The 24,278-nt window shown below is 40.6% G+C and carries 22 protein-coding genes; 11 read left to right on the top strand and 11 right to left on the bottom strand.

Going from position 1 to position 24,278, the window contains the following annotated elements; genetic code table 11:
- Window positions 1–41: 41 nt before the first annotated feature.
- From H5200_RS12515 to H5200_RS12480, 8 genes are all read right to left on the bottom strand, one after another.
- Window positions 42–845, bottom strand: a complete 804-nt coding sequence (locus H5200_RS12515) for a DUF3379 family protein (RefSeq protein ID WP_182718607.1) — start codon at window positions 843–845, stop codon at window positions 42–44.
- The gene (locus tag H5200_RS12510) at window positions 845–1,402 is read right to left on the bottom strand and encodes a sigma-70 family RNA polymerase sigma factor (RefSeq protein WP_182718608.1); all 558 of its coding nucleotides are present in this window, start codon (window positions 1,400–1,402) and stop codon (window positions 845–847) included. Before H5200_RS12510 ends, H5200_RS12515 begins: the two co-directional genes overlap by 1 nt.
- A 70-nt stretch (window positions 1,403–1,472) precedes the next feature.
- Window positions 1,473–3,119 (bottom strand): BatD family protein, encoded by a 1,647-nt coding sequence (locus tag H5200_RS12505; RefSeq protein WP_182718609.1) that lies wholly within the window; start codon window positions 3,117–3,119, stop codon window positions 1,473–1,475.
- Window positions 3,113–5,044, bottom strand: coding sequence for a VWA domain-containing protein (locus H5200_RS12500; RefSeq protein WP_182761611.1), 1,932 nt, complete (start codon window positions 5,042–5,044; stop codon window positions 3,113–3,115). The genes H5200_RS12505 and H5200_RS12500 overlap by 7 nt, the downstream gene beginning before the upstream one ends.
- Window positions 5,044–6,030: a VWA domain-containing protein gene (locus tag H5200_RS12495; RefSeq protein WP_145240351.1), complete on the bottom strand. Its 987-nt coding sequence runs from the start codon at window positions 6,028–6,030 to the stop codon at window positions 5,044–5,046. Before H5200_RS12495 ends, H5200_RS12500 begins: the two co-directional genes overlap by 1 nt.
- Complete coding sequence (locus H5200_RS12490; RefSeq protein ID WP_145240353.1) at window positions 6,023–6,460, bottom strand: DUF4381 domain-containing protein; 438 nt, start codon at window positions 6,458–6,460, stop codon at window positions 6,023–6,025. Before H5200_RS12490 ends, H5200_RS12495 begins: the two co-directional genes overlap by 8 nt.
- 1 nt (window position 6,461) lies before the next feature.
- Window positions 6,462–7,406: a DUF58 domain-containing protein gene (locus H5200_RS12485; RefSeq protein ID WP_145240355.1), complete on the bottom strand. Its 945-nt coding sequence runs from the start codon at window positions 7,404–7,406 to the stop codon at window positions 6,462–6,464.
- A gap of 3 nt (window positions 7,407–7,409) precedes the next feature.
- Window positions 7,410–8,366 carry a MoxR family ATPase gene (locus H5200_RS12480; protein WP_182718611.1) on the bottom strand — a complete coding sequence of 319 codons (957 nt, stop codon included), beginning with the start codon at window positions 8,364–8,366 and terminating at the stop codon, window positions 7,410–7,412.
- Between the two features lie 285 nt (window positions 8,367–8,651).
- Between H5200_RS12480 and fadI the strand changes: the two genes are divergently transcribed.
- The 3 genes from fadI to H5200_RS12465 all read left to right on the top strand — a co-directional run bounded on the left by fadI (window position 8,652) and on the right by H5200_RS12465 (window position 12,919).
- Entirely contained in the window at window positions 8,652–9,962 is a 1,311-nt protein-coding gene (gene fadI / locus H5200_RS12475; protein ID WP_145240359.1) for an acetyl-CoA C-acyltransferase FadI, read from the top strand.
- Window positions 9,962–12,256 (top strand): fatty acid oxidation complex subunit alpha FadJ, encoded by a 2,295-nt coding sequence (gene fadJ / locus H5200_RS12470; RefSeq protein WP_182761610.1) that lies wholly within the window; start codon window positions 9,962–9,964, stop codon window positions 12,254–12,256. The genes fadI and fadJ overlap by 1 nt, the downstream gene beginning before the upstream one ends.
- A gap of 144 nt (window positions 12,257–12,400) precedes the next feature.
- Entirely contained in the window at window positions 12,401–12,919 is a 519-nt protein-coding gene (locus tag H5200_RS12465; protein ID WP_182740096.1) for a GNAT family N-acetyltransferase, read from the top strand.
- 53 nt (window positions 12,920–12,972) lie between these two features.
- On the opposite strand, the gene H5200_RS12460 is transcribed toward H5200_RS12465, so the two are convergent.
- Complete coding sequence (locus tag H5200_RS12460) at window positions 12,973–13,359, bottom strand: MmcQ/YjbR family DNA-binding protein (RefSeq protein ID WP_145240364.1); 387 nt, start codon at window positions 13,357–13,359, stop codon at window positions 12,973–12,975.
- A gap of 202 nt (window positions 13,360–13,561) precedes the next feature.
- Between H5200_RS12460 and yeiP the strand changes: the two genes are divergently transcribed.
- The 7 genes from yeiP to H5200_RS12425 all read left to right on the top strand — a co-directional run bounded on the left by yeiP (window position 13,562) and on the right by H5200_RS12425 (window position 21,102).
- Window positions 13,562–14,134, top strand: a complete 573-nt coding sequence (gene yeiP / locus H5200_RS12455; RefSeq protein ID WP_145240366.1) for an elongation factor P-like protein YeiP — start codon at window positions 13,562–13,564, stop codon at window positions 14,132–14,134.
- Window positions 14,135–14,545: 411 nt separating this feature from the next.
- On the top strand, window positions 14,546–15,274 hold the full coding sequence (locus H5200_RS12450) for an RDD family protein (protein ID WP_182761609.1): 729 nt from the start codon (window positions 14,546–14,548) through the stop codon (window positions 15,272–15,274).
- Window positions 15,275–15,576: 302 nt separating this feature from the next.
- Window positions 15,577–16,215, top strand: a complete 639-nt coding sequence (locus H5200_RS12445; protein WP_182761608.1) for a stage II sporulation protein M — start codon at window positions 15,577–15,579, stop codon at window positions 16,213–16,215.
- Window positions 16,205–17,656, top strand: a complete 1,452-nt coding sequence (locus H5200_RS12440; protein ID WP_182761607.1) for a hypothetical protein — start codon at window positions 16,205–16,207, stop codon at window positions 17,654–17,656. The genes H5200_RS12445 and H5200_RS12440 overlap by 11 nt, the downstream gene beginning before the upstream one ends.
- A 4-nt stretch (window positions 17,657–17,660) precedes the next feature.
- A complete protein-coding gene (locus tag H5200_RS12435; protein ID WP_149983035.1) occupies window positions 17,661–18,806 on the top strand; it encodes a hypothetical protein in 1,146 nt (381 codons plus the stop codon).
- On the top strand, window positions 18,803–19,786 hold the full coding sequence (locus H5200_RS12430) for a MoxR family ATPase (protein ID WP_182761606.1): 984 nt from the start codon (window positions 18,803–18,805) through the stop codon (window positions 19,784–19,786). Before H5200_RS12435 ends, H5200_RS12430 begins: the two co-directional genes overlap by 4 nt.
- Complete coding sequence (locus tag H5200_RS12425) at window positions 19,783–21,102, top strand: DUF58 domain-containing protein (RefSeq protein ID WP_182761605.1); 1,320 nt, start codon at window positions 19,783–19,785, stop codon at window positions 21,100–21,102. The genes H5200_RS12430 and H5200_RS12425 overlap by 4 nt, the downstream gene beginning before the upstream one ends.
- 47 nt (window positions 21,103–21,149) lie before the next feature.
- On the opposite strand, the gene H5200_RS12420 is transcribed toward H5200_RS12425, so the two are convergent.
- A complete protein-coding gene (locus H5200_RS12420) occupies window positions 21,150–21,626 on the bottom strand; it encodes a DUF4234 domain-containing protein (protein WP_182761604.1) in 477 nt (158 codons plus the stop codon).
- A gap of 86 nt (window positions 21,627–21,712) precedes the next feature.
- Between H5200_RS12420 and H5200_RS24450 the strand changes: the two genes are divergently transcribed.
- Complete coding sequence (locus tag H5200_RS24450) at window positions 21,713–22,021, top strand: hypothetical protein (protein ID WP_149983031.1); 309 nt, start codon at window positions 21,713–21,715, stop codon at window positions 22,019–22,021.
- A gap of 8 nt (window positions 22,022–22,029) precedes the next feature.
- On the opposite strand, the gene H5200_RS12410 is transcribed toward H5200_RS24450, so the two are convergent.
- Window positions 22,030–24,162 carry a bifunctional diguanylate cyclase/phosphodiesterase gene (locus H5200_RS12410; protein WP_246175623.1) on the bottom strand — a complete coding sequence of 711 codons (2,133 nt, stop codon included), beginning with the start codon at window positions 24,160–24,162 and terminating at the stop codon, window positions 22,030–22,032.
- Window positions 24,163–24,278: the final 116 nt, after the last annotated feature.

The following is a 24,278-nucleotide window of genomic DNA, read 5'->3' as shown; positions in this document are numbered from 1 at the left end:
AATTGCATTGCCGCCATAATAACGGCAATGCAAAAGGAAGGTTAATTTAACCAGCGGATCGCACCATTGATACGATCATTATAATTTTCTAATGGCGCACCAAGACTTGCTACTAAAATAGTATCTGCGTCAGCACCACGGTTAATATGGCCTTCAAAACGATCGTCTTGAAAATCATCGTCGCCGATGCCAAACGATTGCTGTTTTGATGGCACTATAAATACCGTCATCGGGCCATAGTCTGATTCAAAAACCAGGTGCAACCCCTTTTGGCCCTTAAAGTCACAAAACATTAAGTAAGTCACTTTACCTGGCAATTCATCTAAATGGCCACCTAACACAGCAAATTTTTCATTTACCGTTGCTAAGCTGATTGCTTCGGTCTTTTGCAGCGAATTAATTTCATAGTAAACATGAGCAAGCGCATGTTCGCCAGCTGCGTACGCGACATTTTGTTCGCTGCTAAATAAAAATGCTCCCACAGCCACTAATACTGAGGCTGCCATGGCAAGTGGTAAACGAGCACGTTTAAAACGTGTACTTGCCTCAACTACATTATCTGTTCGTTGCGGCGGTGTTTGCGCGCTGATATCAGCTGGTGCTTGGTTGAGTTGCTCAGTTGTGAGCGACTCGTTTTGTGCATGCGCTGCGGTATTTGCCAAAATACGCTCGGCAAGACCTGCTGGCACCGGTACGTCAAGTGCATTGGCAAGCTCTAAATCAAAGGCCTGCATATCATTAATAAATTCTTGTCGCTCAGAGTGTTGCTCTGCAAACTCCACAAGCTCCTTATCTGTGCTGTTTGGCTGTGCGCTAATTCGGCGACGAAACTCGAGATCATCCATTAATTTGATGCCCCTTTAAGTTGTTCATCATCACGGCTCAATGCCTCTTTTAACTGGTTTCTGGCGCGGTATAAACGCGTCATAACCGTGTTTTTATTTAAATCTAATATTTCTGCTATCTCTTCACCGGAGCAGCCCATAACTACTTGTAATAATAATGGCTCGCGGTATTCATCAGGTAACTTAGCGATGTGACGTTGGATCACTGTTTGTTCCATTTCGTCATCCAAGGTGACGCTTTTTTCGTCAACTAAGGTGTCGTTTTCAACATCGCTATAATCAAATTGTTTGCGTTCAAAACGACGGGCATTTTCCCGGCGTAAAATCGTCAATAGCCATGGCTTAGCTGCTTTTTGATCTAATAATGAATCCAGAGATCGCCAAGCACGTAAAAATGTTTCTTGGACAAGATCTTCGGCAATATTAGGGTCGCGGCAGAGCCAATAAGCAAAGCGATATAATTCGCTATGATAAACATGAACAAGTTTTTCATAGCGTGTTTTTTTCTCTGCCATATCAACTAAGACCTGACTTTTAGAGTTTTCATTTCCAAGCATAAGCACTTTTTTTATTTATTTTAAGTTATTTACTATTTGAGCGCGGGGATTGCTCCCCGTCACTTAAACTCTATTTATAAAGTCCTTTTAATACAGCTTGTTGTGATTTTTTTTGTACTTTACGTTGCTCTTCTAACATGCCGACAATCGCAATTAAATCAACATCTGTATCATTAGGACTATAGAGTGCAGCCCGTAGTTTAGCAATATGTTGACTAAGCTGTGCATTATCAGCTAGTTGTTCAAGCTTGTCTATTGCACCGCTCGATTGTTTTGTTAAGTGCATTGCGTAACGATTTAGCGCCTGATAAAAGGCACTTACATCATTGCTTTTAGCGTGTTTCTTTAATTCATCTAATGAAATTGATGAATCACTATGGGTTACTGTCGGCTTTGCTTGCATCAAGCTGCGCTGAGATTGACTGCGCCACCATAAAATCAAGGTAATAAACCATAATAAATAACCAATCACACTGATAATAATTAACCATAGCGGATACTGATTTATCGGCGTTGCTTGATAACTTATTGCTGCAGCATCTGTTGTTGCGCTTTGTGATGGCGTAAGTGGCTGCGCAGCAACGGCTGCTGGAGTGCTTGTGCTACTAGGTGTTACTGTAATAGTACGAGCTGGTAATGTTGCATAACTGATCCGGTTAATCTTAGTGTTATACCAAGGCACGCTTACCTCTGGCAGTGTATAAGTGCCTGGCATCTGCGGTAACAAAGCGTACGAGGCTGTTTGTTGTGATATTACCCGACCATCGCGAACCAAATGATTATTTTCTTTTTCATCTGGGTAACTGCGAATACCTTTGATTTCAGGTAGTTCAATATCAGGTAGTTGCTCTTTGGTGATACCAAGTGCAGTTAAGGTCAGCGTTCGCGTAATAGGTGTACCCACTTCTACTGTGTCGTCAGCGGGTTGCCATTGCTCATCTAAATTAACTAATTCACTAGGCAGCCATGCACCTTGGTAGTCACTTGGTATCGGTTTAATTTCAATATCGACATTATCACCCAGTGCAGATACATCTAATTGGCGATAGTCTTGGCGAATTCGACCTTGAAAAGTTGGTGCTTGAATCGTGTAACTACCACTTTTTTGGGGCTGTACTAAATACTCGCGAGTGATCACTAAGTAACGCTTACCATCAACAAGTTCATAGTTTTCAGTCTGCTTGCCGATTTGACTTAGCTGCGCATCGGGCATCGCAGGGGCACTTAAATTACCATCAAGTAACTCTTTGGCAAGATATAGCTTAACCGTGTAAAGCCCTGCCTCTTGAACAAATAGGCTGTCACTTGAAAGCGATGCTTTAATAAAAATATCGTTGTTTTGCTGCGCATCTTTACTGCGTTCAGCCACTTTTAATGCAATGGGCGCAGAGCTGGCACCTGCTACACTAAATGCTGGGATTGTATAATCACCGGCAGTGCGGGTCATAAGTTTAATAGACCAGGTGGTTTCTTTTGAAATACTACCATTAATGATGTTTGTGCGGGTGCTGACACTGGTGCGGCCAACCACGAAGTCTTTTAACAGGACAGAGGTATCAGGTTGATCATTTTTTATGGTGTCATCTGCACTGATATTGAGCATAAAAAATTCACCCGCTAGTACCGGGTTTTTATCAACACTGGCTTGTAATTGCGTAACGGCCCACGAGGGCATAGCGCTGATAAGCAATAAACAACAGATTAATCGCATTACCATGATTTTTCGACTCCTTGTGGACGGCGTTGATTGTTTCGTTTTTGGGCTTCTAATTGCATTTTGTTACGTAACAGGATTGCGGGATCATCGGGTACTTTTCGCAATAACTGACTAAGCTGCTGCGCTTTCTCTTTTTCTTCGTTGGTAAGCTCTGCGGTTTGCGCTTGCACAGCTTGTTGCTTTGCCGCTTCTTCAGCTTGTTGCTGTTGCTCAGGAGTCATTTGTGGCTGCGCCTGCTTATCATCGTTTGCAGAGTCATCTTTGGGCTCGGTTTGCGCATCTTGTTGCTGTTGCTCATCAGTTTTATCACCTTGCTGAGGTTCAGCCTCCATTTGTGGATCGTTTTGCTTATCAGTTTGTTGATCAGATGGTTTGCCATCTTGCTGTTTATCATCAGTCTGCTGTTCATCACTTTGCTCAGATTCATCGCCTTGTTGAGATTGCTGATCCTGATTTGGCTGCTCACCTTGCTGTGACTTATCTTTATTTTGCTGATCTTGACCTTGTTCACCATCTTGGCTTTTTTGGTCTTGATCTTGGTTTTGTTCGCCGTCTTGGCCTTGTTGATTTTGCTGCTGTTGCTGTTGATTTTTCAATTGCTCAACAAGTGCCTGATTTTCTTTTGCTTGGGTAAAGTCGTCTTGCAAAGCTTGTGCTTGCTGATAGGCGACAATTGCTTCGTCGAGCTTGCCTGCCTTTGCTAGAGCATTACCGTAATTATATAAACCAGTGGCGCTTTTATCTTGGCTAAATTGTGCCAATGCAGCATCAAAATTACCTTGCTGGTAAAGCGCAGCGCCTTTTAGTTGACTAGAATTTGCTGTGGCAGCTTGCTCATATTCACCTTGTTGATAAGCGTCCAGCGCACGTTGATCTTGATTTTTAAAGACCGAAGGCAGCTCTACTGCATAAGCATTGTGTTGCGGTAAAAAGCTCACCACTAAAAATGCAGCTGCAAAAGCTCCTCGGCGAAAAATCCACAGCATCATTGGCAGTAAAATAAACAAGCCATAAATCCCCGCATCAATACGCCAGAGCGCTTGACTTTGTTTTTCATTTTTCAGTATTTCACTATTTGCACTGGGAGCAAAAATTTGAATATCGCGGGCACTCGGTTGATAAGTCGCAAATTTACCGCCACTGTTTCTTGCTAGACCATTAAGCATACTGATGTTGATGGTGGGCACCACAATTTGCCCGTAACTATCTTTTAAAAACCCACCTTCAGGAAGTTTAATTGGCGCGCCTTGCTCTGTTCCGATACCGTAAATGTTTAATCGATAAGGGTTAGCGTCTGTAAATTGGCTGATATCTTGTTGCTCACTTTGTTCAATACCATCTGTTACTAAGATAATATCGCCTTCAAGGTATCCGGCTTGTGTTAATAACTCTTTTGCAGCATCAAGCCCAGCAAGTACGTTGGAGCCTTTATCAGGCATGATATCTGGGCTTAAACTTGGGATCAGGTTTTCAAGCGTCGCGGCATCATTGGTTAGCGGCGAAATGGTATAAGCAGTGCCTGCATAGGCCACTAACGCAGTGTCACCTTCTTTAAATAGTTTGATCATATCCAGCGCTTTGAAGCGCGCTTGCACTAAACGACTGGGCGCAATATCCGTGCTGTACATCGATAGCGACATATCCATCACAATTACACGGGCATTTTTGCTTTGAAATACCGGCACTTGTTTTTCTTCAAAACTGGGCCCTGCGCTAAAAATAACGGCTAACACTGCAAAGAGGGCAATTAGCCACATGGGTTGCGTGTTTTTTTGGTTGTTGGTGTTGATCACAAATTTTGCTAAGTGAGCTGCTATTAATTCACCTTGGCTGGTTTTCTTGTGCTTTATCATTGCAATAGTAAACACTAAACACACAGGAACTAATAACCACAATACGGTCGGGCGGATAAATTCAAAGTCCATTAGGCCTCCTGTCTTAATGCTTTTGCACTGATAAACATAACGCGCAGACCAATCAAGGTCAGTGCAATTAATAAAGGGAAGTAAAATAACGCACTTTGTGGGCGAAAGGTTTGCTCATCAGCGCTGATCGGCTCAAGTTTATCAAGTTCTTGATAAATTTGTTGTAAGCCGGCAACGTCTTTTGCGCGAAAATAAAGGCCGCCAGTTTGTTCGGCAATACGTTTTAGCAGGGTTTCATCTAAACTACCTCCGCTCATGCCACCCATATTAAATAAGCTAAAGCCACGCGGATTATCAGAGCCTACGCCGATGGTATACACTTTAATGCCTTCTTCGCGGGCAAGCAGTAGGGCTTCTTCTGGATCTAAGTTACCGGCGGTGTTTTGACCATCTGTTAATAACACCACAATGCGATTGCTTTCATCTTTACTGGCAAAACGTTTTACTGATAAGCCCAGCGCATCGCCAATGGCGGTGGCACGGCCAACCAAGCCTATTTGCGCTTCTGATAGCATTTGGCTTACGGTTTTAACGTCTCGCGTTAGTGGTGTTTGTAAAAATGCCGTATCACCAAATAAAATCAGCCCTAAACGATCGCCTTGACGTTGCTCAATAAAGTCACTTAATACCGCTTTTACCATAGTTAAACGGTCAACATATTGGCCCTGATAAGCCATATCTTGCTCGGTCATTGATCCTGACAAATCCACAGCTAGCATGATATCGCGGCCTTCGTTAGGTAAGGTAATTGGCTCATCAAGCCAGGTTGGGTTAGCTAAAGCGGTGACTAAAAGCAACCAAACCAACCATTCAAATATACTAATACCACGCGCCTGTTGCTGGACAACTTGCGCGCCTAAATTGTGTTTGGCGAAGCTTGGAATACGTAAGCGGGTATTGCCTTCACTGTGCACTGGCTTAAATAAGCGCAACAACCAAGGCAGCGGTAATAATACAAATAACCAAGGCCAGCTAAATTCAAACATTCAGCGGCTCCTTTAATTTAAATTGCACAATGGCGAGTTTTAATTTCTGTGCCAGCGCAGTTTGATTGCTTTGTGATTGATAAAGGCTCATCAGCTCGTGTTCAGTAAATTGTTGTCCGGTCAGCTTATTTAGAGTAATACACCATTGTTTCGTGCCTTGTGATGCAGCACTTTGCTGATAATAGTGTAAAACCAGGCGTTTAATTAAAATATGTAGTTGCTGGGCATCTTCTGCGTGTTGTTCACTGAGGGAAATAGCTTGGCGTTTGGCTTTTTTAAACTGCCGTGCCCGGTACAACTGGTAACTTATAAAGCTTACAGTTACGAGTAACACGACAATGATGAGCCACCAAATAGGTGCTAAAGGCCACCAAGAAACATGGCTTGGCACAATCACATCATGGAGGCCAGCTAATGGAGAGGTTTGCATATTACTTTCTCACTAATTGCAGCTCAAGAGGTGTGGCTGCATTGAATGATATTAAATTAAGACCCGATTTAGTTAAGCGTTGCATTCGTGTGGTAAATGCTTGCTCAGCAGTTTTAGCAAATTTATCACGAAAACTTTTATCCATCAGCGGTAACGCAAAGTCACTGCCGTTGGCGCTCACCGTGACTGTTTGTTTAAACGCCGGTAGCTGATGCTCAAATGGGTCGCTAATATGGCAGCCGATCAGTTCACAATGTCGACTCAGTATTTCGAGTTGTTTAAAACTGGCATCATCAAGGGCGCTAAAATCAGACACTAAATAGACTAAGCTGCCCGGCTTGGCTAAATGATTCAAACGTTTTAGGTTATCACTGAGTTTATTGTCTGCGGGCTCATCAATCTGCGCGAGTGCTTGCTGGTGGTTATTACACAAATTGTGGCATAGTTTTAACACGGCTTTTTCGCGGGCGCTGGGCTTGAGCTCTAAATGACCGTGTTGATTAAACACTATGCCACCGATGCGATCGCCGCGTTGGCACGCTGACCACGCAACCAAGGCACTGATATGCGCCGCTTGCACAGATTTAAGTAATAGCTTTGAGCCAAACAGCATTGAATTAGAAAAGTCTGTAAACACAAACACTGGCCGTTCTTTTTCCTCTTGAAACAACTTAGTGTGTGTTTCGCCAGTACGTGCTGTAACGCGCCAATCAATTGAGCGAATATCATCGCCTTGTTGATAATGACGTACTTCAGCAAACTCCATACCACGGCCTTTATGAGGCGCGAGATATTGGCCGGTCAGGCTATTTCTAATTTTAACTTTTGGCGCAAGCTCTAATAAGCGAGCTTTCGCTTTATAATACATCAGCTCTTTCAAGCCTAAGTCGACCCCATGGCTATGACTTAGGCTGAGCCACTGTTGGTTATCTAATTGGCTTTGCATGGTTTATGGCACGGCAACAAGTTCTAAAATACGGCTAATGACTTGATCTTTAGTAATACCATCGGCTTGTGCTTCATAGCTTAAAATAATGCGATGGCGCAGAACATTATGTAACACAGCTTGAATATCATCTGGAGCAACAAAGTCACGACCTTGTAACCATGCATGAGCACGGGCACATTTATCTAAGGCGATGGTGGCACGCGGACTTGCGCCATATTCAATCCAGCTGCCTAATTGGGCGTCTAGTTTTGCGCCTTCACGCGTTGCAATAATAAGTTGCACTAAATATTGCTCAAGTGGCTCGGCTAAATACAGCCCTAAAATTGCTTTGCGAGAGGCAAATAAATCGCTTTGACTAATTTGTTGTGCTGGTGCTTGATGCTCGCTCAACGCTTCGCCACGGGTAAGGCGTAAAATATCAAGCTCATGCTCGGCGCCTGGATAATCAATACTTAGGTGGAGTAAGAAACGGTCTAATTGCGCCTCTGGTAGCGGGTAAGTACCTTCTTGCTCCAGTGGATTTTGGGTTGCCATCACCATAAATAAATCCGACAGCGGATAAGTGTTTTTACCAACCGTGACTTGGCGCTCAGCCATGGCTTCTAATAAGGCTGATTGCACTTTAGCTGGGGCACGGTTAATTTCGTCGGCTAAAATAAGGTTATGAAAGAGTGGGCCTTTTTCAAAAACGAATTCGCTGGTCTGTTGGCGATAAATATCAGTACCGGTTACGTCAGCAGGTAATAGATCTGGGGTAAACTGTACGCGTTGGAATGAGCCTTCAACGCCTTTGGCTAATGCATTTACTGCGCGAGTTTTAGCAAGCCCTGGAGGGCCTTCTACTAATAAGTGACCATCGGCTAAAATAGCAATAAGTAGTGCTTGCGTTAATTCTGGCTGGCCAATAATTTGGCTATCTAAATAAGTTTTTAATTGTGAAAATACGTTAGTGGCCATAGTAAAAAAACTGTCCTGATTTGCAAGGTTTATAAAAGCTTAACTAGTAATATGGGTAAATAGTTTATAACACAAGTGTTAGACTCAAGTTTTCAAAATAGTTCGTTATTTTTTAACGATTTTTACCCTAGCATAGAAAGCGCAGTATTTTTTGTAAATATGCTAAAAAAAGCCTATGGTTGGTAACTAATTATACTATTTTCAATTTCGCTATTGGCTTTAGCACACGGGTTGTTTAGAATCGAGGAAAACAAACAGGTCAGACCTGTCAGCGGGAGAGCATTAATGTCTGAGCAAAATATACTAAAAACAGCAAAGGGCGATCGTATTGCCATCGTCAGTGGTTTACGTACGCCATTTGCTAAACAAGCAACTGCATTTCATCATGTACCAGCCCTTGATATGGGGAAGTTAGTCGTTAACGAAATGCTTGAACGCCTTAACTTTGATAAATCTGAAATTGATCAATTAGTGTTTGGTCAAGTAGTACAAATGCCAGAAGCGCCAAACATTGCCCGCGAAATCGTATTGGGTACTGGCATGCCAGTATCTGTTGATGCGTACTCCGTATCACGTGCTTGTGCCACTAGTTTTCAGGCGATTGCTAATGTGGCTGAATCAATCATGGCAGGTTCGGTGCAAGTGGGTATTGCTGGTGGTGCAGACTCGTCATCGGTATTGCCAATCGGCGTAAGTAAAAAATTAGCAGGTAGCCTTGTTGATCTTAATAAAGCACGTACCTTAGGGCAACGCTTAAAAATATTCTCTAAGCTGCGTTTAAAAGATTTATTACCAGTACCGCCTGCGGTTGCAGAATATTCAACTGGTTTATCTATGGGTCAAACTGCCGAGCAGATGGCAAAAACTCACAGTATTAGCCGTGAAGATCAAGATGCCTTAGCACATCGTTCACATACTCTTGCTAGCCAAGCATGGGCAGATGGTAAACTTGCTGATGAAGTGATGACTGCACATTTACCGCCGTATAAAAGTTTTATCGAACAAGATAATAATATTCGCCATAATTCAACGGTTGAAGGGTACGCTAAATTAAAACCAGCGTTTGACCGTCAGCATGGCTCAGTCACTGCTGCAAACTCAACACCGCTAACTGATGGTGCAGCAGCGGTATTAATGATGAGCGAAAGTAAAGCCAAAGCATTAGGCTATAACATTTTAGGTTATGTACGTAGCTTTGCATTCTCTGCCATTGGTGTGAATGAAGACATGCTAATGGGGCCGGCTCATTCAACGCCTGTTGCCTTAGCGAGAGCTGGCATAACGCTTGCCGATCTTGATTTAATTGAAATGCACGAAGCCTTTGCAGCACAAACGTTAGCGAACATGAAAATGTTTGCCTCAGATAAGTTTGCGCAAGAAAAACTCGGTCGCAGCAAAGCGATTGGTGAAATTAACATGGATAAGTTTAACGTTTTAGGCGGTTCGCTTGCATATGGTCATCCATTTGCAGCCACCGGCGCACGACTTATCACCCAAAGTTTACATGAACTCAACCGCCGTGGCGGTGGCTTAGCACTAACAACTGCGTGTGCCGCAGGTGGCTTAGGTGCAGCCTTTGTATTGGAGAGTGCGTAATGACACAGTCAGTATTTAATTTAGACGTTGATGATAGCGGTATTGCCGTTGTCACCATTGATGTGCCGGGCGAAAAAATGAATACCCTGCGCGACACTTTTGCAGATGATTTAACAGCCTTACTTGATGACGCAAAACAGCAGTCAGTGAAGGGCATGGTATTCATTAGTGGTAAAAGCGATAACTTTATTGCTGGTGCTGATGTAAAAATGCTTGATAACGTGCAAAGTCGTGATGATGCACTGGCGATCAGCGAATTATGCCACCGTGCATTTTTTGATATGAAAAAACTGCCATTTCCAACTGTTAGTGCCATTCATGGTGCGGCATTGGGTGGTGGTTTAGAATTTGCCTTGGCGTGCGATTATCGCGTATGTACAGACAGTGATATCACTAAACTAGGCTTACCTGAAGTACAACTTGGTTTATTACCCGGTGGTGGTGGAACGCAACGCTTGCCTAAACTGGTTGGTTTGCAAAAAGCCCTTGAGTGGACGTTAACAGGTAAACAAATTCGCGCTAAACAAGCTAAAAAATCGGGTTTGGTAGATGATTGTGTACCACAGACCGTATTGCTAAAAGTAGCAAAAGAATTTGCTTCAAAAGGTAAAGCGAAAGCGGCCAAGCCTAAGCTTGATCGTATTAGCCAATTATTAGAATCGAATCCGTTTGGCCGAAACTTCATCTTTAAAAAAGCACAAGAAAATGTACTGAAAAAAACCGGTGGTCATTATCCTGCGCCGTTGGCTATTATCAAAGCAATACGCGCAAGTGTTGAGCTGGATGAACTAAAAGCTTATAAAACAGAAGCGGAAGGTTTTGCTACTTTAGTAATGAGTAGCGAATCAAAGTCATTACGTGGGATATTTTTTGCCACCACTGAAATGAAAAAAGAGTGGCGCAACGACGACGCTCCAGCAATCACTAAAACAGCCGTACTAGGCGGTGGTTTAATGGGCGCAGGTATTGCCCATGTTAGTGCTGTAAAAGCCGGTGTACCAGTTCGTATCAAAGATGTTGCAGAGCAGGGCATAAGTAATGCCATGAATTACAGCTATAAAATTTTAGATAAAAAGCAAAAGCGCCGTATTTTATCTAAGGCTGAACTGCAACAAACTATGAACCGAATTACTGGTACAACTAACTACAGTGGTTTTAAACACATTGATTTAGTGATTGAAGCGGTATTTGAAGACCTAAGCCTTAAGCAAGGTATGGTGGCAGATGTAGAACGTGAATGCCAAGCAAACACAATTTTTGCTAGTAACACGTCATCATTGCCTATCTCACAAATTGCGGCAGAAGCTGCCCGTCCAGAGAATGTAATTGGCTTACATTATTTCTCACCAGTTGAGAAAATGCCATTGGTTGAAATCATTCCACACGAAGGCACCTCAGAAGAGACTATCGCCCGGATTGTAAATTTTGCCCGTAAGCAAGGTAAAACACCAATCGTTGTTAAAGATAGCGCAGGCTTTTACGTTAACCGTATTTTAGCGCCTTATGTGAATGAAGCGGCTAACTTATTACTGGCAGGTGAGCCAATTGAAAAGATTGATGCGGCACTCGTTGAGTTTGGTTTCCCTGTTGGACCATTAGCACTATTAGACGAAGTCGGCATTGATATCGGCTCTAAGATTGCGCCAATTCTTGAAAAAGAACTCGGTGATCGTTTTAAAGCACCCGATGCGTTTTCACGTTTAATTGATGCCAAACGCTTAGGCCGGAAGACTGGCCGTGGTTTTTATCTTTACGATAAGAAAGCTAAAAAAGTAGACGAATCAGTTTACGAATTACTCGGCGTGAGCCCATCACCACGTTTAAATAAAAGCGAAATTGCTAAACGTTGTGTGGCACAAATGCTTAACGAAGCTGCCCGCTGTTTAGACGAAGGCATTATTGCCAGTCCTCGTGATGGTGATATTGGCGCAATCTTTGGTATTGGCTTCCCGCCATTTTTAGGTGGTCCATTTAGCTATATGGATAAACTTGGCGCAAACAAAGTAAGCTCAGAAATGGCTACTTTTGCTAACTTTAACCCGGTATTTGCGCCGTGTGCAGCTTTAGTTTCGATGGCTGATGCTGGTGCAAGCTTTTATCAGCCTGAGTCTGCACAGCCAAGTAAAGCAGTTGTGATAGAACAAACCGTGGCGGCTAAGCAAGACGTTGCCGATGTAGAACCTGTCGAAGCGGTTGAGGCTCAAGAAGTTATTGTTCCGCCAGCGCCAGCTACTGAAGCTGAATCGGTAACCGACGCGCACCCAGCTGATGCAAGCGATGATAAAGTGAAATAGTATTTAATTGCTAGTTATAAAAACGCACTGATAGTTTGAAGTGCGTTTTTTTATGCCTAGAATTTAAAAAATTTAGTTGCTGAAATCATTTTGCTTTGTTGTTATAACAGGGGCATCCTAACTGATACCGCGTAAAGACGAATAATGAACATCAGCACTGCAAGATTACAATTGAGACTCCTTGAACAAGACGATTGGTCGTTTTTTCTAGCTTTGCATGATGAGCCATGCGTTATTGAAAAATGTTTTGACAGGCCTTCTGATACGCAAATACGTAGTAAGTTTATGCAGCGGTTGGCGCCGGGGCACCCTACAGCCAATAAGTCTTTGTGTTTGATGATCATTGAAATAAAAACAGGCAAAAAAGTGGGCGTTACAGGGCTTACAACATCCTCATCAAACACTCCCGAAGTTGGTTATCTGTTAATGCCTGAGTTTTATGGTCAAGGTTATGCAACTGAAGCACTACAAGCATTTTTAACATGGGCGACGACAGCGTTTAACATTCAACAATTTACTGCTGTGGTTACGAAAGGGAATGTAGGCTCAGAAAAAGTGTTGGCTAAATGTGGCTTTAAGTTAGTTAGCGTTGAACCGTCAGCTTACGAAATTGGTGGGGTATTATTTGATGATCATCATTTTTTACTAACGTGTACGGAGTAAGGCTAAGTTGTACTGAACAAGTAGCTTGCGCAGTACAACATTAAAATTGTGACTTACATATGAATTTCAATCGCTTTGCGATCTTTTTCCGGCATATTGGCAACCACTAAGTTAAATGAATTATCAATCATACGTTCAATTTCACCTTGCGGGATTGAGCCATCTAAAATAACAGTATTCCATAACCGTTTATTCATATGATAGCCCGGGATCACTGAAGGAAAAATATCACGAAGTGATTGCGCTTCATCCGGGTCGCATTTTAAATTCATCCACCAAATAGGGTTGCCGTCTTCGTCAGTTTCCCCTTCGTTGCCAACCGATAAAGTGGCAAACATTTTATGGTTTACTTTATATACATCAACTTCTTGGCCGAAAGGTTGGGTAACCATAACCAGAGGTTTTTTTGCTAAATACTCATGTGCAGTGTGCTGATCCATGATCCAGTCCTTGAAGTCATTTTTGGTAGTTTAACCATAGCAGCTTTTTCGTAGTTTAGTCATGAAAAATCGATTAATAGGTAAAATTTATGAGTAAATACAGGCCCTACGAGAAAAATAGCGGTATGTGATATTTTCTTATTGAAGAAAATCCAGTTCGTGGTATGTTTCTGGGGATTTATAAATTATAGGAAATACACTGATGCCAAAGGCAAGTGAAGTTAAAAAAGGTACTGCGATTGAGTTTAATGGCCGCGTTTTAGTGGTTAAAGATATTGTTCGTTCTGTACCACAAGGCCGTGCTGGTGGAAGTTTGTACCGTATGCGCTTATACGATGTAGTAACTGGTAGCAAAGTAGATGAAACATTCAAAGATAGCGACATGTTAAAACTAGCTGATTTAACTCGTCGTGAAGCAATGTTCTCGTATTTAGATGGCGAAGAATACGTATTTATGGATAACGAAGATTACACGCCATATAATCTTAATAAAGAAGCGATCAGCGAAGAAATTTTATTCGTCAACGAAGAAACCCAAGGCGTGCATGTCATTGTAATTGATGGCGCACCAGTGGGATTAGATTTACCATCAAGTGTTGAACTTGTGGTTGAAGAAACAGACCCTTCAATTAAAGGTGCTTCAGCGAGCGCTCGCTCTAAACCTGCACGATTATCAACTGGTTTGATCATTCAAGTGCCGGAGCATATTTCTACAGGTGACCGCATCCGTATTAATACCGCAGAGCATAAATTTATGGGCCGTGCTGAAAAATAATAATCTTTACGTCTTTTGCAGTATTAATCCATCAAACACCCAAGCTATTTAATTAATTTAAGTAGCTTGGGTGTTTTATGGACTTCGTAGGTATATTCTTTATTTAAAGCAAGGTGAGAAAAAACTCTTGAACTAAATTGAATAATCAATCCCCTCCACACTTAAATCCCCCCTATGTTTTGTTATTTTTACCGAGTTTATAAACACCTCAAAAGTAAACTAGAAATGTGTGAAATGGCTGAAGCGGTTAAGTCCAGCTACTTAATGTTTTTCATGATTAAACATTTTATACTAAAGGAAGATTGAAAAATAACACAAAAACGCGCATTATAACGCGTCATTTCCTTGGTTGAATGTTACTTCTTTCGATACGTTCAACTTTATGTAATCATCAAATTTGTAGTAAATGTAATGCTAAACCATGGATTGGAAAATAGGGCGTTTGTTAAATTACCTGAAGGTGTGGATATAGCTATCACATCCGCTGGATTGGTTTCGCGTAGTTACGCCTACATCATCGATTTTATTCTTCGCACAATTTTGATAGCCATTATTGCTACTGTGCTTATGTTATTCGGCGATTTTGGGGAAGGCATTTTACTTGTCATGTATTTTTTAATTTCATGGGGATATAACATCTTTTATGAAGTTAAAAATGGCCAGACCCCAGGTAAAAAACGTCTAAAAATTCGTGTTGTTCAAGATAATGGCTTACCTCCAACCTTTTCACAAATTGTTGTAAGAAACTTAATTCGCCCCGCAGATATGCTGCCTGTTGGTTATTTTCTTGGGTTAATTGTTATGTGTTTTAATCCCCGTTTCAAACGCATCGGTGATTGGGCCGCAGGAACTATCGTAGTTTACGAAGAAGACGCTATGAGTCGGGAGTTTTTACCAGATGGGCCAGCTGAAGTACCTAGCATTGCGTTTAGTACCGAAGAGCAATTAGCTGTTTTAGACTTTACTGAGCGTGCCCATGAACTTTCTCCTGCAAGACGTCAAGAAATAGCAAATATTTTATCCAAGCCATTAAATATCGAAGAAAATGATAGTGTTGAAACATTATTTAATTACGCAAGGCATTTTGCTGGGCAGAATAATATCAACAGTGGTCGCTCCAATAGTGAGAGTAAGCAATGAAGCAAACTCAATTTGTAAATTTAAACAGCCAAATATGGCAACAATATCAAGCATATTGCGAACTAAATAGTACTTTTCCTGAAGACTTTCCTAAATTATATCGAAAGATTTGCAACGATTTAGCCATCGCAAGAAGTAGGCAGTACAGTCCTTTACTAATTCAGCAGCTAAATCAGCTGGTACAACAGGGTCAAAAAACACTGTATTTATCCCGCAAAAACCAATTTTCAGAAATTTGGCAAATAGCCCGCACCGCTTTTCCTCGTGCTTTGTACGAAAACCGTTTCATGTTAGGCGCTAATTTGTTGGCATTTTGGGGGTTGGCGGTTATTGCTTTTATTTGGGTCACCCTTTATCCAGATGCCGTTTATACTTTTTTAGGTCAAAGTACGGTGCTTGAAATTGAAAAAATGTATAACCCAACTGGAGCTGTTCAAACAGAGACCCGTGCTCCTGACAAAGATATATTGATGTTTGGTGTCTATATATATAACAACATTGGTATTGCCTTTCAAATGTTTGCAGGGGGAGTTTTACTTTGTTTCGGTGCTGTATTCTTTTTGCTATTTAATAGTTTTTATTTCGGCGCCATTGGTGCGCATATTGTCAATGTTGGTTTTGAAAAAACATTTTTCTCGTTTGTTATTACTCACGGTTCGTTTGAATTAACAGCGATTATTATTGCCTCTGCAGCGGGATGTCAGATTGGCTACGCGTTATTAAACCCAAGCCAATTTACACGCAGTTATGCTATGAAAAAAGCGGCTCAAACAGCACTACCATTAATTGTTGGTGCTTTTGTTATGTTAGTTTTAGCTGCCTTTATTGAAGCATTTTGGTCGCCCCGTGCCATTGCTCATGAAATTAAATTCGTCGTAGGTACTGTTTGTTGGACATATGTAATTTATCGATTGTATAGAGGTATGCGCTATGGAACTTAATCGTCTTAGCTTTAATCCTCGAAAACGCGGCGCCTATGAAACGTTTGATTTGACGGTATTACTTACTAAACAACATTTTTTACCATTATTTAGTTTGTATATTTGTTTAGCTGTGCCAGTGTTCATCCTTGCCGGTGTATTGTTTGGTTGGTCATGGAGCGCCTTTATTGTATGGTTTTTTAAACCGTTATTTGAACGGCCAATTTTAGACTACATGTCAAAAGTAGTATTTAATCAACAGGCAACCATTTCGAGTAGTTTAAAATCAATCCTGAAGCTGCAAGCGGGTGACATATTCATCAATATGACGCTTTATCGACTGAGCCCTAACAGAGCTTTTTTAGCACCTGTAACACAGTTAGAAAGGCTAGATGGCCGTCGTAAAGAAATGCGAAAACAGGTGCTGTTTGCAACATCAAAGCCCAAACAAACGCTTTGGATGATGTTTTGCGTACATTTTGAGTTTATCTTAATGATCGGTATTTCTGCGATTATTTTTACCCTTATTCCAACGTCGTTGTCACTTGAAGAGCCATTGTATCAAATATTAGAAAGCCCTTTGTGGATGGAAATTGCATTTAATAGTGTGTATGTGATCAGTGTCGCTTTAGTCGCACCATTATTTGTCACCGGAGGTTTTATGGCCTACTTGCACCGCCGTATAGATTTAGAAGGCTGGGACATTGAGCTAACCTTCAAAAATATGCGTGCCAGATTAAATACTTTATTATCAAGTGCTTGCTTGTTTTTTGCTTGCTGTTTGTTTGCTGTGCCGAGTAAGTCAATGGCAGAGCCAATAGATAAGTTAATTATAAAAGAGCAAGTTTCTACACTTTATGCGCAGGATGATGTTATCGAAAAGAAAACCACTTGGGTACCAAATTTTGATTTAGAAAAGGACTCTTCAGCGGATGGTGATTATCGTTGGCTTGCTAATTTTTTCAAGAGCTTAGGCAATTTTCTTAGTTATTTTATTTGGTTGCTAATTGTTTTATTTGTGTTGTGGTTGGTGTATTTATTAGTTAAAAAGCGTGGCTTCTTCTTAGCACTAGAATTACCGAAAAGACAAAAAAATCAGCATCGAGAACATATAATCCCAACCATGTTTGCTGATATTAAACCGCAAGACTTACCTGAGGATTTAATTGCAGCTGCAAGGTCAGCATATCAGGAGAATAATCAGCGTCTAGCGCTTGCTTATTTACTGCATTTTTCGCTTCGCTGGGCGCAGAGCACTCATCAAGTAAAATTACACCGTTCGATGACCGAAACAGAGTGTAAATCAGCAATTGATGCAAAAGTCACTGAGCAAAGCAAAGATGTTTTTACTCAACTTTTTTCTGCTTGGGTAAAAGTGGCTTGGGGCCATCAATCACTTAATTTTGATTTTAACGTATTAATAGCACAAATAGAGGCTATGGCATCAGCAAACAAGGAGTAAATAAATGAAGCTTAAGTTTGTGGTGGTTTTTTTGTGCTGTGTGTTAGTTTTTTTTATTGGCTCAGCGTTGTTGTCAGCTGACTGGCAAAAAGAAGAGATTGAAATAGGTTTTCACTCCGAAGTTAGCAAAGATAATTTCACAATGGCGCAGAGATTATTAGCTGAACATGGGGTGCTATGGAAAAAAGAAAAGCAATTAGATAACAATAATCAACAACCACTTATTATTGATCACCGCAGTATGTTAATTGTCGATGAAGCGGCGCTTAGTAATTCGCACACACTTGATCAGCAATTGTCCCAATGGGTGAGTGAAGGTGGGCGTCTTGTTTATATATTAAATAAGCAAAGGGATGAACTTGGTTTAGACAATACTTTTACCTTTCAAGATCTTGGGATTAGTGTAAACACGAGTGAAGGGATTTTTGAAAATCATTTTGTGATGGTAAAAGAGGGGCAGAAAAATAGCGTGTTAACGCTCAATGAAAATACCCAACTGGATTTAGAATTGAGTCAGGCATTTGAAATTGAAAACTGCCCAGGTATAGCCACCAAAAATAGTGATGATCAAGTTATCATGTGTGATTTTAAATTTGGTGATGGCCGTATTATTGTGATGCCGTCTCTAGCTCCCTTTACAAACTATCAGTTGCGCCATTTAGATCATGGCAGTTTACTGGTTTGGTTGAGTCAGGGGGTTGATGTAATAACTTATGTTCCTTATTTAAGTTACCCTAATTGGTTTGCTAAGTTATGGCAATGGAGCTGGCAGTGGGTGATCTGTGTGATGCTATTGATGTTATTATTTATTTGGCATATTAGTAGTCGTATTGGTCGCGCTTATGCGCCTGATTTAATTTTAACCGTAGGCTTTAAACACCACATTCGAGCGATTGCTAATTTTTATATAAAGCACGGTTTTGAGCAACGCTTGTTTACTGCATTAAAAAAAGATTTTAACGCCAAAGTAGAAACTAGGATCCCTCACTTCAAATCACTAACCGAAGTTCGCCAAGCAGAGATAATCGCCAACTTAGTGCATTTTGATAAGCAACAGGTAGCTGAGCTTCTAAGTGTTGAATTGCCAGAATCTCAGCAACAACGAACAGAGTATATCAAACTATTTAAACAATTAAGGAATGCCCTATGAGCACCGAATTTGCAACAGGACAAATAAGCTTAACGGATGCGGCGCAAGCAGTTAAGCAAGTTAAGGATAATATCTCCCGTGTGTTAGTTGGACAAGATGCCATTATTGAAGATGTGTTAACTGTGTTATTTGCAGGAGGTCATGTATTACTTGAGGGAGTACCGGGCCTTGGCAAAACTTTACTTGTAAGAGCATTAGCGAAAAGCTTAAGTGTGTCGTTTTCACGAGTGCAATTTACACCCGATTTAATGCCATCTGATGTTGTAGGACACAGTATGTATGATATGAAGTCTGGCGATTTCAATATAAAAAAAGGCCCAGCATTTACCAATATTTTGCTTGCTGATGAAATCAACCGAGCACCTGCTAAAACTCAGTCAGCTTTATTGGAAGTAATGCAAGAACAACAAATTACCATTGATGGCGAAACCTTATCTATTGGCTCACCGTTTATGGTACTTGCAACGCAAAATCCGCTTGATCAAGAGGGGACTTATCCATTACCTGAAGCTGAGTTAGACCGTTTTATGATGAAAATTGAATTGGGTTTTCCATCATTAGAGGCCGAGGTTGAATTATTAAAGCTCAACACCAAAGTTGTTTCGAATGAGTCAGAAGTTAGCCAATTGCCGGCAGTATTAAGCGTCAGTAATATTGCTCAGATTAAGCAATTATGTGCTGACATTTTAGTAGATGAAAAGATTTATAATTATGCGGTGGAGTTAGTTCGTAGTTCGCGAACATGGCAAGGAGTATTACATGGTGCAGGACTACGAGCATCAATCAACATTATTAAAGCAGCAAAAGTAATGGCATTGATGAATGGCCGAGATTTTGTTACCCCTGATGACGTTAAGCTAGTGGTACCTAATATTTTACGCCACCGCTTGATACTTTCAGCCGATCTAGAGTTAGAAGGGGTGTCTTTTAATGAAGTGATTTCAGCAATACTAGCCAGTGTTGAAGCGCCTAGATCATGATCCGCACTAAGTTACGACCAGCAAAGCGTTTGTTGCAGCTGGTTTGCGCATTAGTTTTGCTGTTACCCATATTAATCTTTACTGAGACAGCGAGTTTATTAACTACAGTACTCATTGCTGGACTGCTTGTACTAGCGTTATTAGATTATTTGCCTACTCGCTTCAAACATAAATTAAGTATTGAGGTAAACACCAATCAAAACATGTCATTGGGACGTTGGCAACCAGTTAAACTAAGTATTAAAAATACCTCAGAGCAATTATTAATTACTGATATAAGTTTGCACCTAAGCAATGCGATTGAGCTATCTGAATTATATACCAGCGTAACTCTGGCAGAAAATGAGCAAGCCCGTTTACAATGGAGTATGTGCGCACATCAACGCGGAGATGCGCAATTGGCTGCCGTTGAGCTTAGAATTAGTTCACGGTTAAAGCTGTGGCAGGCAAATTGGATAATACCTCAAGATTTAGCGTTAAAAGTTTACCCAGATTTTAGTCGAGTAGCTCAAAATCAAGCGCTTAATGGGGTGACAAACACACCAATAAGTGGTTTAAAACTGACAAAAAAACGAGGTGATGGTATTGAATTCCATCAACTTAGGGAATACCGACAAGGTGACAGTATTAAACAGATAGACTGGCAGGCTACAAGTAAACGTCGCAAACTAATTTCTAAAGAGTACCAAGAAGAACAAAATCAGCATGTTGTTGTAATGCTTGATGCATCGAAGAAGATGAATATAGATACCATATCGGGTACTCACTTTGATCACGCATTAAATGCTTTGCTCTTACTTGCTCATACAGTACTCAAACAAGGGGATTGGTTTAGCATGCAAAGTTTTAATCATGATATTCGCTGGTTACCTAATGTTAAAGGTGCACAGAATGTATCGCGTGTGATGAATCATTTTTATGATCTGTACCCTGACCAAAGTATCAGCGATTACCTTGTTGCAGCTAATCAATTAATCGCAAAAAGAAGTAAGCGTTCTTTAGTATTACTTGTTACGACATTTGATGATCAAAGCTTAGATGAGGTGCTTCCAGCTATAAAGTTATTGCAAAAGCATCACCTTGTTGCAGTTATTAACCTCTCTAATCATGCATTGACAGAAGTACTTGCAGAGCCAATAGAGAATTATGATGAAGCTACGACCTATTGTGCTGCATTAGATTTATTAAATACGCATAAAGCTAATATGGCAAGGCTTAAAAAAGAAGGCGTTATCGCAATTGATACACAACCACAAAAGTTACTTCCTAATGTGCTAAATACATATTTGAATGTAAAGCACTCAGGAGTGCTTTAGAAACAGGTTGAGATGAAAAAGGCATTAAAATAATGCCTTTTTACTTTTTATTTCTGTTGATCAATTGCTTCGTTAATTTTGTATTGGAAGTAAATTATATTAAAGAAGAAGGTTAAAACGCCATTGAGCTTAACGGGTTCACTACTACCTTTATTGATTAGTTCTGAAATAGAAGAACGTAACGAAAAAATAAAGATTAATCCGACCAAGATAGAAGCTAGCGAAATAATAATTGACAACACTGGTAGTACTTCGGTTATAGAGAGAATTAAATTCGCAACGTATAAAGCTAAATAACCATATATCAATCCTTGGCTAATTTGTTTAGTTGCTAATGCATTGGCTTTATTGGTTCTGCTTATTAGCCAATATACACCATAAATTCCAAAAGTAATGACGGCTAAAAAGAACACTCCCCAAGCCGAAAAACGATCAAAATTTAAAACAGGTTTATCTCCGCTTTCATTATTTTTGGTTAGGTTTGCTGCTGGTGCTTCGTATACATTTGAAGTATTTTCTGACATGATATCTCCTAGAAATATTTAATTATCCTTTAAATGTGTATTGCACACGCAAATACACGGGTAGATAATAGCAACAGTAATAGTTTTTGTATATCATTCTTGTTACTGAAAGAATTAAATATTCTGATTTTATTAGTGAAAATAAAGAACTAATTATTGTACATTGCAGGTTAATTTTAAGCGGTATGGGTGTGGTGAATTTGCAATATTTATTGATCAGTGTTGTATCTATTGTCGTTATGTATGCACAGGCAATTAAAAAAGGTATGCCAGTTAAACGCTGGTTGCTGCTAGCAGGGTTGTTAGGCCCCGTTGCATGGTGCTTGTTTAACTTACATTATCGTCGTGCACTAGTGCGCTGCGTGGGTATACAAGCGTGCACATGGCGACCATAGGCTGTCATTTATGCCTGTTGTACTAAACTAAGTGCCGCTTGGTTTTGTTGTTTCTTCAAAAATTCTGTAAATTCAGCTCGCGATAAAGGTTTTGAATAGTAGTAGCCTTGCATCGTTTCGCAATTAAGCTCTTTTAAGATTGCAATTTGCTCTGCTTGCTCAACCCCTTCAGCCACCACATGTAAGTCTAAGTTATGTGCAATAGTAACTATTGAGTCAACCATATTACGGCCTCGCTCTGTTTGCATATCATCAATAAACGCTTTATCAACTTTTAGGGTATTAAGTGGAAACTGCTTTAAATATGCAAGTGATGAGTAGCCAGTGCCAAAGTCATCCATGGCTAAATGAATACCACGAGCACTGAGAGAGCGCATGATCGAAATAGCATCTTGTGGGTCGTCCATTACCGTACCTTCAGTAATTTCAAGTTCTAAAAAGTACGATGGCAAGGCGTGATTTTGTAAAATCACATCAATACGAGTAGTTAGATCCGGTAGGCTAAATTGTTTAGCAGACAAGTTTACCGCAACTCGGCCATTAAATAAGCCAGCATCCAGCCAGGCTTTAACATCACGGCATGCTTTATGAAGTACCACTTCACCAATTTCGATGATTTGCCCGGTTTCTTCTGCGATGGGAATGAACACGCCAGGACTAATAATGCCTTTTTTCGGAGTAATAAAACGCACCAAGGCTTCCATTCCAGTGAATTTACCGGTGCGGATATTCATTTTTGGTTGGTAGTAAACTTCAAAATGATCTTCTTTTAAACCAAATCGCATTAAGTTTTCAATTTGCAGGCGTTTTACTGCTTGGCGGTTCATGGTGTCGTTAAAGAATAAGTAGCTATTACCTTTCTTTTTCGCATGGTACATCGCAGTATCGGCATTTTTAAGCAGTAGTTCTGGGGTATTACCATCTTCTGGGAATAACACAATACCGACACTTGAAGTGATCACTAATTCGTGACCTGCCATTTTAAATGGCGTGGCAATGGCGGCTAAAAACTGTTTTGCCATTCTGGTAATGGTATGAATATCGTTAGTGCCAGACATAACTAAGGCAAATTCATCGCCACCTAAGCGGTAAAACACATCTTTTTCACGGGTGAGTTTACTCAACCGCATTGCTAGTTTTGCCAGTAAACTGTCGCCTAGTTGATGCCCTAATGAGTCATTAATTTTTTTAAAGTTATCTAAATCAAATACTAGTAATGCATGGTGGCTGTCTTGTTTTGCCAGCTTTTTAAGATCGGTAAAAAATAGATTTCGGTTAGGTAAGCCAGTTGTACGATCGCGATTTGATAAGTTATGTAGTTGTGATTCGGCTTTTTTACGCTCGGTTAAATCTGAATATACAATGACATAGTTACAAATTTGATTATGTTCATTCTTAATTTCATCGATTGAGATTTCAATCGGTAGTAGTTTTCGCTCACTGTTGCGCAGTTTAACTTCTTGTTGCCAATGGTCGGTAAGACGAACAGTATTTTTAATATCATCAATATAACTTTGCTCGTAACCTGGTAAGGTAAATGGCTTGTTTAAATAGTTATCTCGGTTCCCACCAAACTGCGATAAAAAGCTGGGATTAAGATCAACCAGGTTAAAGTTTTTATCGTAAATGGCTAATGCATCAGTGAGTGATTCAACACATTTAGCGAATAAGTTAAGGCGTGCCTCGGTTGATTTTAATTGCGTGATATCGCGTACCGTGCCAGTCATGCGTAGCGGGTTTAAATTGGTGTCTTTTTCAATGATCTTGCCTCTGTCGAGTACCCAATGCCAGCGATCAAAGCTGTCTTTAATGCGATAGCTGGCTTCAAAGAAAGCGGTTTGCTCCGCAAAGTGTTGCTTTAACAGTAATTCAACTTGCGCTATATCATTAGGGTGAATAAGGGCTTTATTAGGTGGAATATCAATGATGGTATTTCTATCCATCATGTATTTATCGTTAATGCGCAGTACTTCACCAGTTTTGATATTCCAATCCCAAAGTGTGTCACCACTGCCTTCAACCGTGCTTTTTAAACGCCGTTCAGAAATACATAATTGGCGTCGTGAGCGGCGTAATTTGTAGATTGTGAATAATAAGTAAGGCAGCACTAACGTAACAAATGCACTCGGTAAATAAAGCATTAAAGTTTGCTGATCGACTAATTGCTCGCTATAGCCCAATGGGCTAAAGCAGAGTAATAATGAGGCGAATATGAATGTGTTGAATATTATTTTTATTATTATCATAGGGCACTTCT

It is taken from the genome of Pseudoalteromonas sp. SG43-7, assembly GCF_014164295.1.
Classification (GTDB): Bacteria; Pseudomonadota; Gammaproteobacteria; order Enterobacterales; family Alteromonadaceae; genus Pseudoalteromonas; species Pseudoalteromonas rhizosphaerae.
This window is presented reverse-complemented; position numbering and strand designations above follow the sequence as displayed.

Coding starts and splice junctions, on each gene's coding strand:
- H5200_RS12410 (WP_246175623.1), bottom strand. CDS start 24,162: ATGCTTTATTTACCGAGTGCATTTGTTACGTTAGTGCTGCCTTACTTA.
- H5200_RS12425 (WP_182761605.1), top strand. CDS start 19,783: ATGATCCGCACTAAGTTACGACCAGCAAAGCGTTTGTTGCAGCTGGTT.
- H5200_RS12435 (WP_149983035.1), top strand. CDS start 17,661: ATGAAGCTTAAGTTTGTGGTGGTTTTTTTGTGCTGTGTGTTAGTTTTT.
- fadI (WP_145240359.1), top strand. CDS start 8,652: ATGTCTGAGCAAAATATACTAAAAACAGCAAAGGGCGATCGTATTGCC.
- H5200_RS12450 (WP_182761609.1), top strand. CDS start 14,546: ATGCTAAACCATGGATTGGAAAATAGGGCGTTTGTTAAATTACCTGAA.
- H5200_RS12500 (WP_182761611.1), bottom strand. CDS start 5,044: ATGGACTTTGAATTTATCCGCCCGACCGTATTGTGGTTATTAGTTCCT.
- H5200_RS12430 (WP_182761606.1), top strand. CDS start 18,803: ATGAGCACCGAATTTGCAACAGGACAAATAAGCTTAACGGATGCGGCG.
- H5200_RS12505 (WP_182718609.1), bottom strand. CDS start 3,119: ATGGTAATGCGATTAATCTGTTGTTTATTGCTTATCAGCGCTATGCCC.
- H5200_RS12510 (WP_182718608.1), bottom strand. CDS start 1,402: ATGCTTGGAAATGAAAACTCTAAAAGTCAGGTCTTAGTTGATATGGCA.
- H5200_RS12490 (WP_145240353.1), bottom strand. CDS start 6,460: ATGCAAACCTCTCCATTAGCTGGCCTCCATGATGTGATTGTGCCAAGC.
- H5200_RS12440 (WP_182761607.1), top strand. CDS start 16,205: ATGGAACTTAATCGTCTTAGCTTTAATCCTCGAAAACGCGGCGCCTAT.
- H5200_RS12485 (WP_145240355.1), bottom strand. CDS start 7,406: ATGCAAAGCCAATTAGATAACCAACAGTGGCTCAGCCTAAGTCATAGC.
- yeiP (WP_145240366.1), top strand. CDS start 13,562: ATGCCAAAGGCAAGTGAAGTTAAAAAAGGTACTGCGATTGAGTTTAAT.
- H5200_RS12420 (WP_182761604.1), bottom strand. CDS start 21,626: ATGTCAGAAAATACTTCAAATGTATACGAAGCACCAGCAGCAAACCTA.
- H5200_RS12495 (WP_145240351.1), bottom strand. CDS start 6,030: ATGTTTGAATTTAGCTGGCCTTGGTTATTTGTATTATTACCGCTGCCT.
- H5200_RS12465 (WP_182740096.1), top strand. CDS start 12,401: ATGAACATCAGCACTGCAAGATTACAATTGAGACTCCTTGAACAAGAC.
- H5200_RS12515 (WP_182718607.1), bottom strand. CDS start 845: ATGGATGATCTCGAGTTTCGTCGCCGAATTAGCGCACAGCCAAACAGC.
- H5200_RS12480 (WP_182718611.1), bottom strand. CDS start 8,366: ATGGCCACTAACGTATTTTCACAATTAAAAACTTATTTAGATAGCCAA.
- H5200_RS12460 (WP_145240364.1), bottom strand. CDS start 13,359: ATGGATCAGCACACTGCACATGAGTATTTAGCAAAAAAACCTCTGGTT.
- fadJ (WP_182761610.1), top strand. CDS start 9,962: ATGACACAGTCAGTATTTAATTTAGACGTTGATGATAGCGGTATTGCC.